Source organism: Olsenella uli DSM 7084, from assembly GCF_000143845.1.
In the GTDB taxonomy this organism is placed as follows: Bacteria; Actinomycetota; Coriobacteriia; order Coriobacteriales; family Atopobiaceae; genus Olsenella; species Olsenella uli.
This window is the reverse complement of sequence record NC_014363.1, coordinates 1,086,906-1,100,300: the sequence shown is the minus strand read 5'-3', so window position 1 is coordinate 1,100,300 and position 13,395 is coordinate 1,086,906. Positions and strand designations below refer to the sequence as shown.

The 13,395-nt window shown below is 67.0% G+C and carries 11 protein-coding genes; all 11 read left to right on the top strand.

Annotated features, from left to right (window positions below):
• The first annotated feature begins 23 nt into the window (after positions 1–23).
• The 11 genes from OLSU_RS04885 to OLSU_RS04835 all read left to right on the top strand — a co-directional run bounded on the left by OLSU_RS04885 (position 24) and on the right by OLSU_RS04835 (position 13,395).
• Entirely contained in the window at positions 24–1,133 is a 1,110-nt protein-coding gene (locus tag OLSU_RS04885; RefSeq protein WP_013251838.1) for a DnaJ C-terminal domain-containing protein, read from the top strand.
• Entirely contained in the window at positions 1,130–2,398 is a 1,269-nt protein-coding gene (locus tag OLSU_RS04880) for a MiaB/RimO family radical SAM methylthiotransferase (protein ID WP_013251837.1), read from the top strand. Before OLSU_RS04885 ends, OLSU_RS04880 begins: the two co-directional genes overlap by 4 nt.
• A 73-nt stretch (positions 2,399–2,471) precedes the next feature.
• Complete coding sequence (locus OLSU_RS04875) at positions 2,472–3,452, top strand: PhoH family protein (protein WP_013251836.1); 981 nt, start codon at positions 2,472–2,474, stop codon at positions 3,450–3,452.
• A complete protein-coding gene (gene ybeY / locus OLSU_RS04870) occupies positions 3,442–3,948 on the top strand; it encodes an rRNA maturation RNase YbeY (RefSeq protein ID WP_013251835.1) in 507 nt (168 codons plus the stop codon). The genes OLSU_RS04875 and ybeY overlap by 11 nt, the downstream gene beginning before the upstream one ends.
• Positions 3,949–3,951: 3 nt before the next feature.
• A complete protein-coding gene (locus OLSU_RS04865) occupies positions 3,952–4,323 on the top strand; it encodes a diacylglycerol kinase family protein (RefSeq protein WP_013251834.1) in 372 nt (123 codons plus the stop codon).
• A gap of 24 nt (positions 4,324–4,347) precedes the next feature.
• Entirely contained in the window at positions 4,348–5,286 is a 939-nt protein-coding gene (gene era, locus OLSU_RS04860; protein ID WP_013251833.1) for a GTPase Era, read from the top strand.
• Between the two features lie 13 nt (positions 5,287–5,299).
• On the top strand, positions 5,300–6,052 hold the full coding sequence (gene recO, locus OLSU_RS04855; protein ID WP_013251832.1) for a DNA repair protein RecO: 753 nt from the start codon (positions 5,300–5,302) through the stop codon (positions 6,050–6,052).
• Positions 6,053–6,261: 209 nt separating this feature from the next.
• The gene (rpsO, locus tag OLSU_RS04850) at positions 6,262–6,540 is read left to right on the top strand and encodes a 30S ribosomal protein S15 (RefSeq protein WP_013251831.1); all 279 of its coding nucleotides are present in this window, start codon (positions 6,262–6,264) and stop codon (positions 6,538–6,540) included.
• Between the two features lie 87 nt (positions 6,541–6,627).
• The gene (locus OLSU_RS04845; protein ID WP_013251830.1) at positions 6,628–8,859 is read left to right on the top strand and encodes a polyribonucleotide nucleotidyltransferase; all 2,232 of its coding nucleotides are present in this window, start codon (positions 6,628–6,630) and stop codon (positions 8,857–8,859) included.
• Between the two features lie 243 nt (positions 8,860–9,102).
• Positions 9,103–10,764 carry a ribonuclease J gene (locus tag OLSU_RS04840; protein WP_013251829.1) on the top strand — a complete coding sequence of 554 codons (1,662 nt, stop codon included), beginning with the start codon at positions 9,103–9,105 and terminating at the stop codon, positions 10,762–10,764.
• The gene (locus tag OLSU_RS04835; RefSeq protein WP_013251828.1) at positions 10,765–13,395 is read left to right on the top strand and encodes a DNA translocase FtsK; all 2,631 of its coding nucleotides are present in this window, start codon (positions 10,765–10,767) and stop codon (positions 13,393–13,395) included.

Below are 13,395 nucleotides of genomic sequence, written 5' to 3'. Positions count from 1 at the left end.
ATAAGCAGTGGGAGACGGACAGAGTGGCTGGTAAGGACTACTACGAGGTACTGGGCGTCGATCGTGGCGCCGACGCGAAGACCATCAAGCGCGCGTTCCTCAAGAGGGCACGCAAGCTCCATCCCGACGTGAGCAACGACCCTGACGCCGAGGAGCGCTTCAAGGAGGTCAACGAGGCGTATTCCGTCCTATCGGACGAGCGCAAGCGTGCGAACTACGACCGCTTTGGCACTGCGGAGGGCCCTGGCGGCTTTGGTTCCGACTACGTCGACATGTCGGACATCTTCGGCGGCGGCTTCGGCATCAACGACATCTTCGACTCGTTCTTCGGTGGGCCCGCGGGACGCTCTTCCGCAAGACAGGCGTCCACACGTGGTCGTGACATGGGCCTCACCCTGCACATCACCCTCGAAGAGGCTGCGGCTGGCTGCAAGAAGAGCATCGCATACGAGCGCCTGGCTCCCTGCGACGACTGCGGGGGCACGGGCGTCGCCGAGGGCGGACACGAGAAGGAGTGCGGACGCTGCCATGGCACGGGTGTCGTGAGGGAGGTGCAGCGCACCATCTTCGGACAGATGCAGTCCCAGTCCGTCTGTCCCGACTGCGGGGGCAGCGGGAAGGTCATCGACAAGCCGTGCGAGACCTGCGACGGCCAGGGTAGGGCGCCCTCCCGCGAGACCGTTGACATCGAGATCCCGGCAGGCATCCACTCCGGCCAGTCACTCTCCGTCTCGGGCAGGGGCGAGGCGGGCGTGCGGGGCGACCGTGCTGGCGACCTCATCGTGCGCCTCGAGGTCGACCAGCATGCGACCTTCGAGCGGCAGGGCGATGACCTCCTCTGTCGCGTCACCGTCGACTCACTCGAGGCGATCGTCGGCAAGTCCGTCGAGATGGACGGCATCATGGCGGGCGAGAGGGTCACGGTCACGGTTCCGGCGCTCTGCGAGTTTGGCCAGCAGGTGCGCGTCGGCGGCAGGGGCATGCCGCGGATGGGCATGCGCGCACGCGGCAACCTGATCGCCGTCGTCGAGATCGTCCCCCCCGAGGGCCTCACTCCCGAGGAGAGGGGCGACATTGCGGCCATCGTGAACGCCCGTGCCGACGCCGACCCGGCTGCAGCGGAGGCCAAGTGAGCGCACCCCGCGTTGCCTTCGTCAACCTGGGCTGCAGGGTCAACCGCGTTGAGGTCGACCTCATCGCCCAGGAGCTCGCGCGTGCGGGCTGTGTCATCGTCAAGCCCGAGGAGGCGGACGCCGTCGTCGTCAACACCTGTGCCGTCACGGCCGAAGCCGAGGCCAAGACGCGCAAGGTCGTCCGCAGGGCTGCGTCGCTGGGGCAGGTCCCCGTGGTGGTCGCCACGGGCTGCGTCGCCAGCCTCTTCTCGGACGAGCTCGCCTCCATCGCGCCCAACGTCACGGTCGAGGCCGACAAGTCGCGCGTGTCCGAGACGGTCCTGGGCGAGCTGGGACTGCCCGCAGGCTCCGTCGGCGACGACGGAGAGCTGGTCGCGACACCCACGCCGACCGGCCGTGCGCGACCAGGCATAAAGGTGCAGGACGGCTGCGACAATCGCTGCACCTACTGCATCGTCTGGAAGGCGCGTGGGGCCGCGCGCTCGATGGGCTCGGGCGAGGTCGTCTCGGCGGTGCGTGACGCGCTTTCGCGTGGCGCACGTGAGGTCGTGCTCACTGGGATCAACCTCGGCAGCTTCCGGGGTACCTGCGCGGGCGGCGGGCGCATCGCGCTGCCGGGCCTGCTCGAGCTGGTCCTACGCGAGACGACTGTGGAGCGCGTGCGCCTGTCCTCGATCGAGCCGCCCGACGTGGACGGGGAGCTCCTTTCCGTGATGGCGGCCAACCCCGCACGCATCGCCCCGTTCCTGCATGTCTGCCTGCAGTCCGGCTGCGATGCGACCCTCAGGCGCATGGGGCGCGTCTATGACACCGCCCTCTATCGCACGGCGATCGCCCGGGCGCGCGAGATGGTTCCCGGCATCGCTGTCGGTTGCGACCTCATCGTGGGCTTTCCTGGTGAGACGGACGATGACTTCGAGCGCTCGCTGGCGTTCTGCGCGGAGATGGACTTCGCCAAGATGCACGTCTTCCGCTACTCGAGGCGCCCCGGCACCCCTGCCGCCAGCGCGCCAGATCAGGTTGGGCCGGACGTCATGGCCGCGCGTAGCTCCCGCATGCGCGCGCTGGCCGATCGCATGCGCCACGACCAGGCGGCGCGCCGCGTGGGCCAGGAGGAGCTCGTCGTGGTGCAGCGTCCCGGCAGGGGCGTGACGGGCGGGCTCTTCGACGTGCGCCTGGACGCGTCCGTCCCCGTCGACGCGCTCGTCCGCGTGCGCATCGGGGCGGTCATGGAGGACGGCACGCTCGTGGCCGTCGGCGCATGACCGCGGGCCGGCAGACGTCTATCATAGATGCAGCTGCCACGGCATGCACCCCCGTCACCCCGCTTGGAGGAACATGGAGCCAACTCACGTCAGACTGACCATTCCGGACTCGGTGGACCCCACCGCACTGATGGGTCCCTCCGACTCCCTCCTGCGCCGCGTCGAGGCGTCCTTCGATGCCATGATCGCGGTGCGTGGCAGCCAGGTGAGCGTCATCGGCCCCAACTCTGTCGTGGAGCAGGTGACCTCGGTGTTCTCGCGCCTCATCAGCATGGTCGAGGCGGGAGACCTTCCCACCGCGGATGACGTGGAGCTCCTGATAGGCCAGGTGACCCATGGGGCGACCCGCGAAGGCTCCGTTCCCGACGAGATCCTACTCACGTACCGAGGCCGGGCCATCCGTCCCAAGACGGCTGGGCAGAGGGGCTACGTCGAGTCCATAGGCACGCACACGATAACCTTCGCCGTCGGTCCGGCGGGCACCGGCAAGACCTACCTCGCCATGGCGATGGCCGTCGCCGCGCTCAAGCGGCGCGAGGTCAGCCGTATCGTGCTGGTGCGGCCGGTGGTCGAGGCGGGGGAGTCCCTGGGGTACCTCCCCGGCACGTTGGAGGAGAAGCTCGACCCCTACGTCCGGCCACTCTACGACGCCCTGTTTGACATGACGGACAGGCAGCGGGGCAACGACCTCATCGAGCAGGGCGTGATCGAGGTCGCACCGCTCGCCTTCATGCGCGGGCGCACCATGAATGACGCCTTCGTGATCCTGGACGAGGCGCAGAACACCACTCCCGACCAGATGAAGATGTTCCTGACGCGCCTGGGCTACGCAAGCAGGTTCGTCATCACCGGCGACATGACCCAGCATGACCTTTTGGGACCCAACGGCCTGGAGTCCGCCCGCAGAGTCCTCTCGGAGATCGATGACATCGCATTCGTCGACCTCGGCCGCAACGACATCGTGCGTCACGCGCTCGTGGCGCGCATCGTGGACGCCTATGACGGCGCAGGTGGTGCTCTCGCGCCAAGAGGGGAGAGGGGCCATGGCAACTAACGACTACGACCTGACGGTCGAGGGGGGTGTCAGACCCATACTGCCAGAGGGCGAGCTGTGCGCCATCTGCGACCTCGTCCTGGAGCAGGAGGGCGTCGGGAGGCCCTGTGCGGTGTCAGTCTCCATCGTCTCCGACGAGCGCATGCGTGAGCTCAATCGCACGTGGCGCGACCAGGACCGGGCCACGGACGTCCTGTCGCTCGAGTGTGAGCGCCCCGGCGATCCCGACCTCGCGCCCGGAGAGCCCTGCGAGCTGGGAGACATCGTCCTCGCCCCGTCCTACATCCGCCGCCAGGCCCAGCGCCTCTCCACCACGGAGGCAGACGAGTGCCGGCTGTTGCTCGTCCACGGCATGCTGCACCTCCTGGGATACGACCACCTGGACGATGCAGAGGCCGAGGTCATGGAGGCGCGCGAGGATGCCCTTCTCGACCTGGTTGCGACTGACGGGTCCCTGGGTCTCGTGACGGTCGCGCGGCATGGGGACGGTGAATAGGGCATGATTCCCGGCAAGAGGCCGAGCCACCCCACGTTCAAGCGCTCCTTCCTGTTCGCCGTCCAGGGCTTCAGGACAGCCGTCAGGCAGGAGCGCAACATCAAGGTGATGCTGGTGGGTGGCGCCGCGGCGCTCCTCTTGGGGGTCATGCTGAACATTGACCCCCTCAGCTGGGCGATCATCCTGTTGTGCTGCGGGGTCGTCATTTCGGCCGAGTTGCTCAACACCGCCATCGAGACGGTCGTCGACCTGGTCTCGCCCGAGTTCCACCCACTTGCCGGCCGCGCCAAGGACATCGCGGCCGCCTCGGTCTGGGTGCTTTGCGTGCTCGTCGCCCTCGTCGGTGCCCTCGTGTTCGCAAATGCCATCCTCTGACCGACCGCCCAAGGAGAGCCTCACATGACGGACGCAAGCCCTACCCCTTCCGCCCCCGCCGGTCCGACACCTTTCAGAAGCGGCTTCGTCGCCCTCGTGGGACGCCCCAGCGTCGGCAAGTCGACGCTGCTCAACGCCTGCTTCAAAGACAAGATCGCCATCACGAGCCCCGTGGCGCAAACCACGCGCCGCCGCATGCGGGCGACCATCAACGCCGAGGGATCGCAGCTCGTCATCGTGGACACCCCGGGCCTGCATAAGCCCAAGGACGCGCTTGGCAAGGAGCTCAACAAGGTCGCCCTGGGCGAGCTTGCCGACGTCGACGCCGTGGCCTTCCTCGTCGATGCCACGAAGCCGGTGGGCAGGGGCGACGAGTGGGTGGCCAGGCACGTGGCGGCGTCGCATGCCCCCTTCAAGCTGCTGGTGGTCACCAAGGCCGATCTGGCGTCGAGCGAGCTGATCACCTCGCAGCTGGCCGCCGCTTCGGCGCTCGCCGACTTCGATGACGCGCTCGTCGTCTCCTCGAAGGAGGGCTTCAACGTCGACGGCTTCGTCTCCCTCGTCTCGGCCCACCTGCCCGAGGGGCCACGGTGGTTTCCCGAGGGCATGGACACGGACATGAGCGACGAGGATCTCGTCGCCGAGTTCATCCGCGAGAAGGTCCTGCTCAACATGAGGCAGGAGGTGCCCCACTCCGTGGGCGTGCTCTGCGACGACATAGTGTGGGCCAAGGACGGACACGCCTCCATCACGGCGACCATCATCGTCGAGCGCGAGGGGCAGAAGGGTATGGTCATCGGAGGCGGCGGCCGCATGATCAAGCGCATCGGGACCCAGGCCCGTCGTGACGTCGAGCGGCTCCTGGGCTGTGCGTGCTTCCTCGACATCCAGGTGCGGGTACGACCTGCGTGGCGCCGCGACGCCAACGAGATCCGCCGCCTGGGCTACGAGGCCGACGAGTAGGGCGGAGGTTCGAGTGGCACCGCGCGGGACCTATCGCACCAAGGCGATCGTCGTCGATCGCAGGACACGGCTCAAGGAGCAGGATCTCATCCTGGTGCTGCTCGCCGAGGACGGCTCGGAGAAGAGCGTCGTGGCAAAGGGGGCGCTCAAGCCCGGAGGGCGCCTCGCGGCGCGCGTCGACTTCTTCGGCGAGACGGACTTCCTCCTCGCGCGCGGCCGCTCCCTCGACGTCGTGGCGGAGGCCTCCTCTACGAACGCCCATCTCGCCATCCGTGGCGACCTCGCTCGCATGAGCGCCGCTTCGGCCATCTGCGAGGTGGCACGGCTCACCTGCTTTGCCGACGTGCGCGACCCCTTCCTGTACCCCATCTGCTCGCGCGCCCTGTGCGCTTGCGAGGAGGCCGGGGACCAGGGGCACCTCGACCTCGTCGCCGCAGCCTACGCCCTCAAGGTCCTCGCACATGGTGGCTGGCGTCCCGAACTGCGCTTCTGCACGTCCTGTGGGGACGAGGACGTCGCGTTCTTCTCGGTTGCCTCAGGGGGCATGCTCTGCGCGAGCTGCGCCAAGGACGTCGCAGGGGCACGGGAGATGGGACGCTCGGGGCGCTTGTGGCTCGCCGCCTTGCTCCAGTCCACGTTCGACGAGCTCCTCTCGGCGCCCATCGATGTGGGGACCTCGACCGAGCTGGTGTCGCTCGTGCACGTCTGGTGTGCGACCCACCTGGATGCACGGCTCAGGGCCTTCGAGTTCATGCTGAGCATGTAGTCCTGTGGCACACTGGGATCCATCGCGCGCCGCGTCCCCTCGGGTGGCACGTGCGAGAATGTGTGGGCTATCGGTAGGACGGCGAGGCCATGCATGTCCGCTGCGAGGGTGTGCTACCCTCTATCAGTCCGTACCCCGTACCTGGTGGCCCGCCCTTGCCTGACGGCCAACCCGGTTCGGGGCGAATCTATGTGAAAGGTGGAAGTAACATGGCAGTCACCAAGGAGCGCAAGGCAGAGCTCATCGCCCAGTACGGCAAGGACGCCAACGACTCCGGCTCCGCGCCCGTTCAGGTCGCTCTGCTCACCGAGCGCATCAAGGGTCTCACCGAGCACGTCAAGACCCACAAGCACGACCACCACACCCGCCGCGGCCTGCTGATGCTCGTCGGCAAGCGCCGCAACCTCCTGTCCTACATCAAGAAGCAGGACGTCGAGGAGTACCGCGCCCTCATCAGGAGCCTGGGTATCCGCGACAACATTCAGTAGCTGAGCGTTGGTCGGGAGCGCCTGCGGGCGCTCCCTTTGTATGACGGCCCGCCTGCAACGGGGCAGGCGGAGATAAGAGGAAAAGAAATGGCAAAGGTCACGCACGAGTTCGATCTCTTTGGCAAGCACTATACGCTCGAGACGGGCGAACTCGCAAAGCAGGCAACGGGCGAGTGCCTCGTCTCCTGCGGGGAGTCCACGGTCAACGTCACCGTCGTCGTCTCGAAGGAGCGCAAGAACTACGACTTCTTCCCACTGACGGTCGACTTCGTCGAGAAGATGTACGCCGTGGGCCGCATCCCCGGCGGCTACCTCAAGCGCGAGGCCAGGCCCTCCGAGAAGGCAACGCTCACCGCACGCCTGATCGACCGTCCCATACGCCCATCCTTCCCGGAGGGGTTCCGCAACGAGGTCCAGATCGTCGCCATGCCACTCGTCGCCGACCAGGTGAACCCCGTCGACACCATCTCGGTCATGGGCGCGTCCGCCGCTATGACCGTGGGCGGCGTGCCCTTCGAGGGCCCACTCGCCTGCGTTCGCGTCGGTCGCGACGTCGAGACGGGCGAGTTCATCGTCAACCCCAGCTACGAGGAGCGTGATGCCTCCGATCTCGACCTCGAGCTGGCCGGCTCCGCCACCTTCATCTCCATGCTCGAGGCGGGCGCCAAGGAGGTTTCCGAGGATGACATGCTCGCCGCCATGGCCTTCGGTCAGGAGGCCATCGCCGCCTTCTGCGAGGAGCAGAGGGTGTTCTTTGCCAAGGTCGAGCAGGCAAATGGGTCCATCGTCGCGCGCGAGTACGTCCTCGACGAGCCCGTGCCCGAGGTCCACGAGCGCGTCTTCGCTCACTTCGACGAGATGCGCGCCGCCCTCACCGACGCCGACAAGCTCGCCCGCATGGGCAAGGTCGAGGCGCTCAAGGAGGCCATCCGCGCGGAGTTCAGCGAGGACGAGCAGCTCCAGTGGGATCGCGCGATCCCCGTCGAGCTCAAGAGCCTCGAGAAGCATGCCATGCGCAGGATGGTCGTGGAGTGCGGCGAGCGTGTCGACGGCCGCAGCGCCACCGAGGTACGTCCGCTCATGGTCAAGCCCGACTACCTGCCACGCGTCCATGGCTCCGGTCTCTTCCAGCGCGGTCAGACCCAGGTGCTCTCCATAGCCACGCTGGGTATGCTCAATGAGTGGCAGCGCCTTGACACCATCGAGCCCGTTGACGGCAAGCGCTACATCCACCACTACAACTTCCCGCCCTTCTGCACCGGCGAGACCGGCCGCATGGGCGCACCCAAGCGCCGCGAGATCGGCCATGGCAGCCTGGCCGAGAGAGCGCTGCTCCCGGTGATCCCCTCCGAGGACGAGTTCCCCTACGCCATCCGCGTGGTCTCCGAGGTCATGGAGTCCAACGGCTCCTCGTCCATGGCGTCCACTTGCGGCTCCACGCTCGCCCTCATGGACGCCGGCGTGCCCCTCGCGCGTCCCGTCTCCGGCGTGGCCATGGGTCTCATCCAGGAGGAGGGCAAGACGGTCGTCCTCACGGACATCCAGGGTCTCGAGGACTTCCTCGGCGACATGGACTTCAAGGTCTGCGGCACGGTCAAGGGAATCACGGCCATGCAGATGGACAACAAGGCGACCGGCCTCACGCCCGAGATCCTGCGCCAGGCCCTGATGCAGGCGCACGAGGGCCGCATGCACATCCTCGAGGCCATGCTCGAGCAGATTCCCGCTCCACGCGAGTCCACCAAGGAGTCTGCTCCGCAGATCATCTCCATCCAGATTCCCACGGACAAGATCCGCGACGTCATCGGCTCTGGCGGCAAGGTCATCCGCGGCATCCAGGACGACACGGGCGCCACCATCGACATCCAGGAGGACGGCACCGTCTTCATCGCCGGCACGGGTGGGGCCGCGGGCGAGGCCTCCGAGCGCATCAAGGCCATCGTCAAGGTCCCCGAGGCGGGCGAGGAGTACACCGGCCGCGTCGTGGGCATCCAGCCCTTCGGCGCCTTCGTCGAGCTGCTGCCCGGCAAGGACGGCCTGCTCCACATATCCCGTGTGGCCCAGGGTCGCGTAGACAAGGTCGAGGACGTCCTGAGCATCGGTGACGAGGTCAAGGTCAGGGTCATTGAGGTGGACGAGAAGGGCAAGATCTCCCTTGACCGCCTCGACAAGCCCGAGGCCCCCGCAGTCCCCTCCGGGCATGGTGAGCGCCCCGATCACGGCAGCCACGGAGACGGTCGCGTCGGCGGACGCCGGCGACACCCAGGCGACAAGGGCAGTGTCGGCACTCGCCATCCCCGTCGCCATCACGAGGGCTGATCGTAAGGGGCGACCATAAGGGTAGGCGCTGAGCGAGCCGCGTCCTGTGCAGGGGCGCGGCTCGTGTCTTGGTGGGGCGTCTTTGATAGAGGGGTTCTGGAATCGGCGCCTCGGGCGCATGCGCCCTCATCCGGGCGGATAGAATGGCATGATGCCAACTTCACGCGAAGCGATTGCCCAGACCGCCGGTCGGGGCATGTGATAGAACCTGTGGGAACACGTCCTGAAAGGATTGCTTCACCAATGGCAAAAAAATCTAGTCCGCTGCGGATCATCCCCCTGGGTGGTTTGGATGGCATCGGCAAGAACATGACCGCGTTCGAGTACGAGAACGACATGGTGCTCGTCGACGCTGGCCTGATGTTTCCCGATGACGAGCAGCCGGGCATCGACCTGGTCCTGCCTGACTACTCCTACGTCTTGGAGAACGAGGAGAAGCTGCGCGGCATCATCATCACGCATGGCCACGAGGACCACACCGGCGCCCTCCCGTATCTGCTCATGGACCTGGGCCGCAAGGTTCCCATCTACTCGAGCAAGCTCACGCTCGGGATCATCGAGGGCAAGCTTGCCGAGCACCGGCTGAACGCACCCAAGTTCCGCGAGGTCCAGAACGGAACCCATATCAACCTGGGTACCTTCAGCATCGACTTCTTCTCCATGACGCACTCCATCCCCGCTGCGCTCGGCGTGTACATGCGTACGCCGGCAGGCTCCGTCATGCACACGGGCGACTTCAAGCTCGACCAGACGCCCATCGACGGTGTCACTCCCAACTATCAGGCCATTGGCAGGTTCTCCTCGCTGGGGGTCGACCTCCTGCTCTCTGACTCCACCAACGCGACGCGTCCGGGCTTCACCCCCTCGGAGTCCGCCGTCGGCCCCGCCCTGCGCCACATCATCAAGAACGCTCCCGGCCGCGTGTTCGTCGCGTCCTTCTCGTCCCATATCCATCGGCTCCAGCAGATCTGCGACGCCGCGACTGCGGTCGGCCGCAAGGTCGTCGTCACCGGTCGCTCCATGGTCACCAACACCAAGATCGCCCGCGAGCTGGGCTATCTCAGGATCTCCGACGGGGACATCATCGATGCGTTCGAGGTCGACGACATTCCCGACGACAAGATAGTCGTCATGTGCACCGGCAGCCAGGGCGAGCCCATGAGCGCGCTCGCACGCATGGCGAACGGGGACCACAAGTCGCTGACGATCACCGCAAACGACACGGTCATCATCTCCGCGACGCCCGTTCCCGGCAATGAGAAGAGCGTCCAGTCCATCGTCAACTCGCTCGCCAAGATAGGCTGCACCATCTTCGACAAGTCGTCCACCCTCGTCCACGTCTCGGGACATGGGAGCCAGGAGGAGCTCAAGCTCATGCTGGCCATGGCGCGTCCGCACTACTTCATGCCAGTCCATGGAGAGGCGGTGCACCTGCGCGCGCACGCCCACCTGGCCGAGCAGATGGGCATCAGGAGCGACCACATCTTCATCGCGGACAACGGGGACGCCCTCGAGGTACGCAACGGCAAGGTCTCGTGGGGAGCCCCCGTCGAGTCGGGCATCGTCTACGTTGACGGCCTCTCCGTCACGGATGCCGACCCCATCGTCTTCCGTGACCGCCAGAAGCTCGCAAGCGATGGCATCGTCACCTGCGTCGTGACCGTCTCGAAGCGAACGGGCAAGGTGGGCGGCGTCGAGCTGTCGTGTCGGGGCGTCTCCTTCGCCATCGACGAGCTCATGGGCGATATTCAGGACAGCGTGCGCGAGTCCGTCGAGGGCAGCGCCCGCAAGGAGGGCATCACGATGGACACCCTCCGCAAGACGGCCCGCAACAGGCTCTCGAACTACCTGTGGGGCAAGACCCGTACGCGGCCGATGGTGATTCCGGTCGTGATGGAGGTTTAGATGTCCTCTGGTCACAGGTCAAACGCACAAAAGAGGAAGAGCAGCAAGGCCGGGGCAGGAGCCAGGCGCCGGGGCTCCGTCCCCGTGCCGCCCGCGCCCGTCAGGGGCAGCGCCGTCGGTGACGTCATCGCCGTCCTCATGATCGTCGTCGCAATAGCCATGGTCATCTCGATCGTCTCGCCCAGCAGCGCTCCCGTCACCCAGGCGACAGGCGAGTTCCTCGAGCTCTCCTTTGGTGTCGGGGCGCTGCTCCTGCCCGTCTCCATCATCCTGTTCTCGGCCACATTCTTTGTGGAGGAAGGTGAGGTGACGGGAGTCCGCGTCATCGTGGGGCTGCTCCTGGTCGTGCTCGCCGTCCTGGGCCTGCTCTCCCTGAGCTTGCCGGGCGCCGACAGCGACCCCTCCCTGGTGCTTGTCGCCGAGTCCGCCCGCGCGCGGGGGGGCTATGTCGGTGGCGCCCTGGCGTGGTCTCTGCTCCAGCTCGTCGGGCGTCCCGTGGGAGACGTCGTGCTCGTGGGAACGATCGTCGCCGGCGTGATCGTGTGCGGCTTCTCCGTATCGGATACCGTCGTGCGCCTGCGCCTGCGCCTCTCCGGCATACGGGATTCCCTTGGGGGCTCGCGCGAGCGCCCCCGCGCGGGCGCCCGCTTCGCCGATGCCTATGGCGGCGCGACGGCCGCGGGAGAGGTGGAAGGCGACCTCGAGGAGCCCAAGACCAGCTTTATCGGCTCCCGCAAGACGAGCGTCCTCGTCCGGGGAAGAAAGCCAAAGGCAGGGCATCAGGTGGATGCGGACCAGGACGAGGTCGAGCCCACGAGGCTCCTGCGTCGTAAGAGGCATCCGGACCTCGACGTCGAGATCGCCTGTCCGGCGGATGCGGTCGCGGCACCCACCGGAGGGTCGGATGGCTCCCCGGCAAGCATCCCTCCCGCACCTGTGGTCCCGGACTTCCTGCAGCAGGCGGTGCCGACGAAGGCCGTCGTCAGGCCCAAGCGGGGCAGGGCTGACCGTCGCGTGCCCAGCCCCCGGTCCGCAGCCCACGCGCACCCCCTCGATTCGTCTGCCGCCGCGGCGCCGAACGCCGCGGCTCCTGCGGTCACGACGATCCAGCCGCGTCCGGGTCGCGCCGCCGCAGGCGGCTCGAAGCGACCGGGCGACGCCGCCGAGGGATACGAGCTCCCCCCGTTCTCGATGCTCAGCTCCAACCCCAACAGCGCCCTCTCCTCCAGCTCTGCCGACGAGCTGGAGGAGACGATGCGGCGCCTCCAGGGGACGCTGCAGGAGTTTGGGCTGCGCAGCCGCGTCGTCGACTACGTCTCGGGCCCGCTGGTGACCACCTTCCGCGTCGAGATGGGGGAAGGGGAGCGCGTCAACAAGATCCGCAACCTCGAGGATGACATCGCCCTCACGCTCGCCGCCGAGAAGGTCCGCATCTTTGCGCCGATACCCGGCACCTCCTTCGTGGGCATCGAGATCCCCAACAAGGAGCGGCAGAACGTCCATCTTGGTGACGTCCTGCCCTATGCCTCGGGCGGCCCCCTCGAGGTCGCCATCGGGCGTGACTCCTCCGGGCGTCCGGTCATAGCGGACATCTCCAAGATGCCCCACATGCTCGTTGCCGGCACCACCGGCTCGGGCAAGTCCGTCATGATCAACTCCATGATCATGTCCCTGCTCATGCGTACGACCCCCAAGCAGGTCAGGCTCATCATGATTGACCCCAAGCGCGTCGAGTTCAGTGCCTACAACGGCCTGCCGCACCTCTATGTGCCGGTCGTGACCGAGCCCCGTCAGGCTGCCTCGGCGCTGCAGTGGGCCGTCTCCGAGATGGAGCGCCGCCTCAAGGTCTTCGAGCGCGCGGGCGCACGCGACATCAGGGTCTACAACAAGATGTGCGTGAGCGGAAAGCTCGCCGAGATGGACAACCCCCCTGAGCCCATGCCCTACCTCGTGGTCATCATCGACGAGCTCTCCGACCTCATGATGGTCGCGGGCAAGGACGTCGAGGCGTCGATTGTCCGCATCGCCCAGCTCGCGCGTGCCGCCGGCATCCACCTGGTCATCGCGACGCAGCGCCCGTCGGCAAACGTCGTCACCGGGCTCATCAAGTCGAACATCGACAGCCGCGTCGCCCTCAAGGTCTCCTCGGGCATCGACTCCCGCGTCATCCTCGACGAGACCGGCGCGGAGCGCCTGCTGGGCAACGGCGACATGCTCTTCAAGGACCGCGGCCTCACGCCCAAGCGCGTGCTGGGCTGCTACACCTCCGACTCCGAGATCAACTCGGTGGTCGAGTTCATCCGCGACCAGGCGGAGCCCGACTACCACGAGGAGATCCTCTCCCAGGTCGTCCCCGGGCAGCCCGGAACCGCGCCCGCGGACGTCGGAGAGGAGGACGATCCCCTCGTCTGGGAGGCCGCCCAGATAGTTGTGGACTCTCGCCTCGGCTCGACCTCGGGCCTCCAGCGTCGGCTCAAGGTGGGCTACGCTAGGGCGGGTCGCATCATGGACATGCTCGAAGCGAAGGGCGTCGTGGGCCCCCCCGATGGCTCCAAGCCCCGAGACGTCCTCGTCGACAAGGACGGGCTCGAGGAGCTTAAGGTGGCAGAGGCGACGTACAGGGAGGTGTAG

What these genes read in the sequence shown, in the direction of transcription:
- OLSU_RS04835 (WP_013251828.1), top strand. Translation starts at nt 10,765, where the DNA reads ATGTCCTCTGGTCACAGGTCAAACGCACAAAAGAGGAAGAGCAGCAAG.
- era (WP_013251833.1), top strand. Translation starts at nt 4,348, where the DNA reads ATGACGGACGCAAGCCCTACCCCTTCCGCCCCCGCCGGTCCGACACCT.
- OLSU_RS04840 (WP_013251829.1), top strand. Translation starts at nt 9,103, where the DNA reads ATGGCAAAAAAATCTAGTCCGCTGCGGATCATCCCCCTGGGTGGTTTG.
- OLSU_RS04845 (WP_013251830.1), top strand. Translation starts at nt 6,628, where the DNA reads ATGGCAAAGGTCACGCACGAGTTCGATCTCTTTGGCAAGCACTATACG.
- OLSU_RS04865 (WP_013251834.1), top strand. Translation starts at nt 3,952, where the DNA reads ATGATTCCCGGCAAGAGGCCGAGCCACCCCACGTTCAAGCGCTCCTTC.
- ybeY (WP_013251835.1), top strand. Translation starts at nt 3,442, where the DNA reads ATGGCAACTAACGACTACGACCTGACGGTCGAGGGGGGTGTCAGACCC.
- rpsO (WP_013251831.1), top strand. Translation starts at nt 6,262, where the DNA reads ATGGCAGTCACCAAGGAGCGCAAGGCAGAGCTCATCGCCCAGTACGGC.
- OLSU_RS04875 (WP_013251836.1), top strand. Translation starts at nt 2,472, where the DNA reads ATGGAGCCAACTCACGTCAGACTGACCATTCCGGACTCGGTGGACCCC.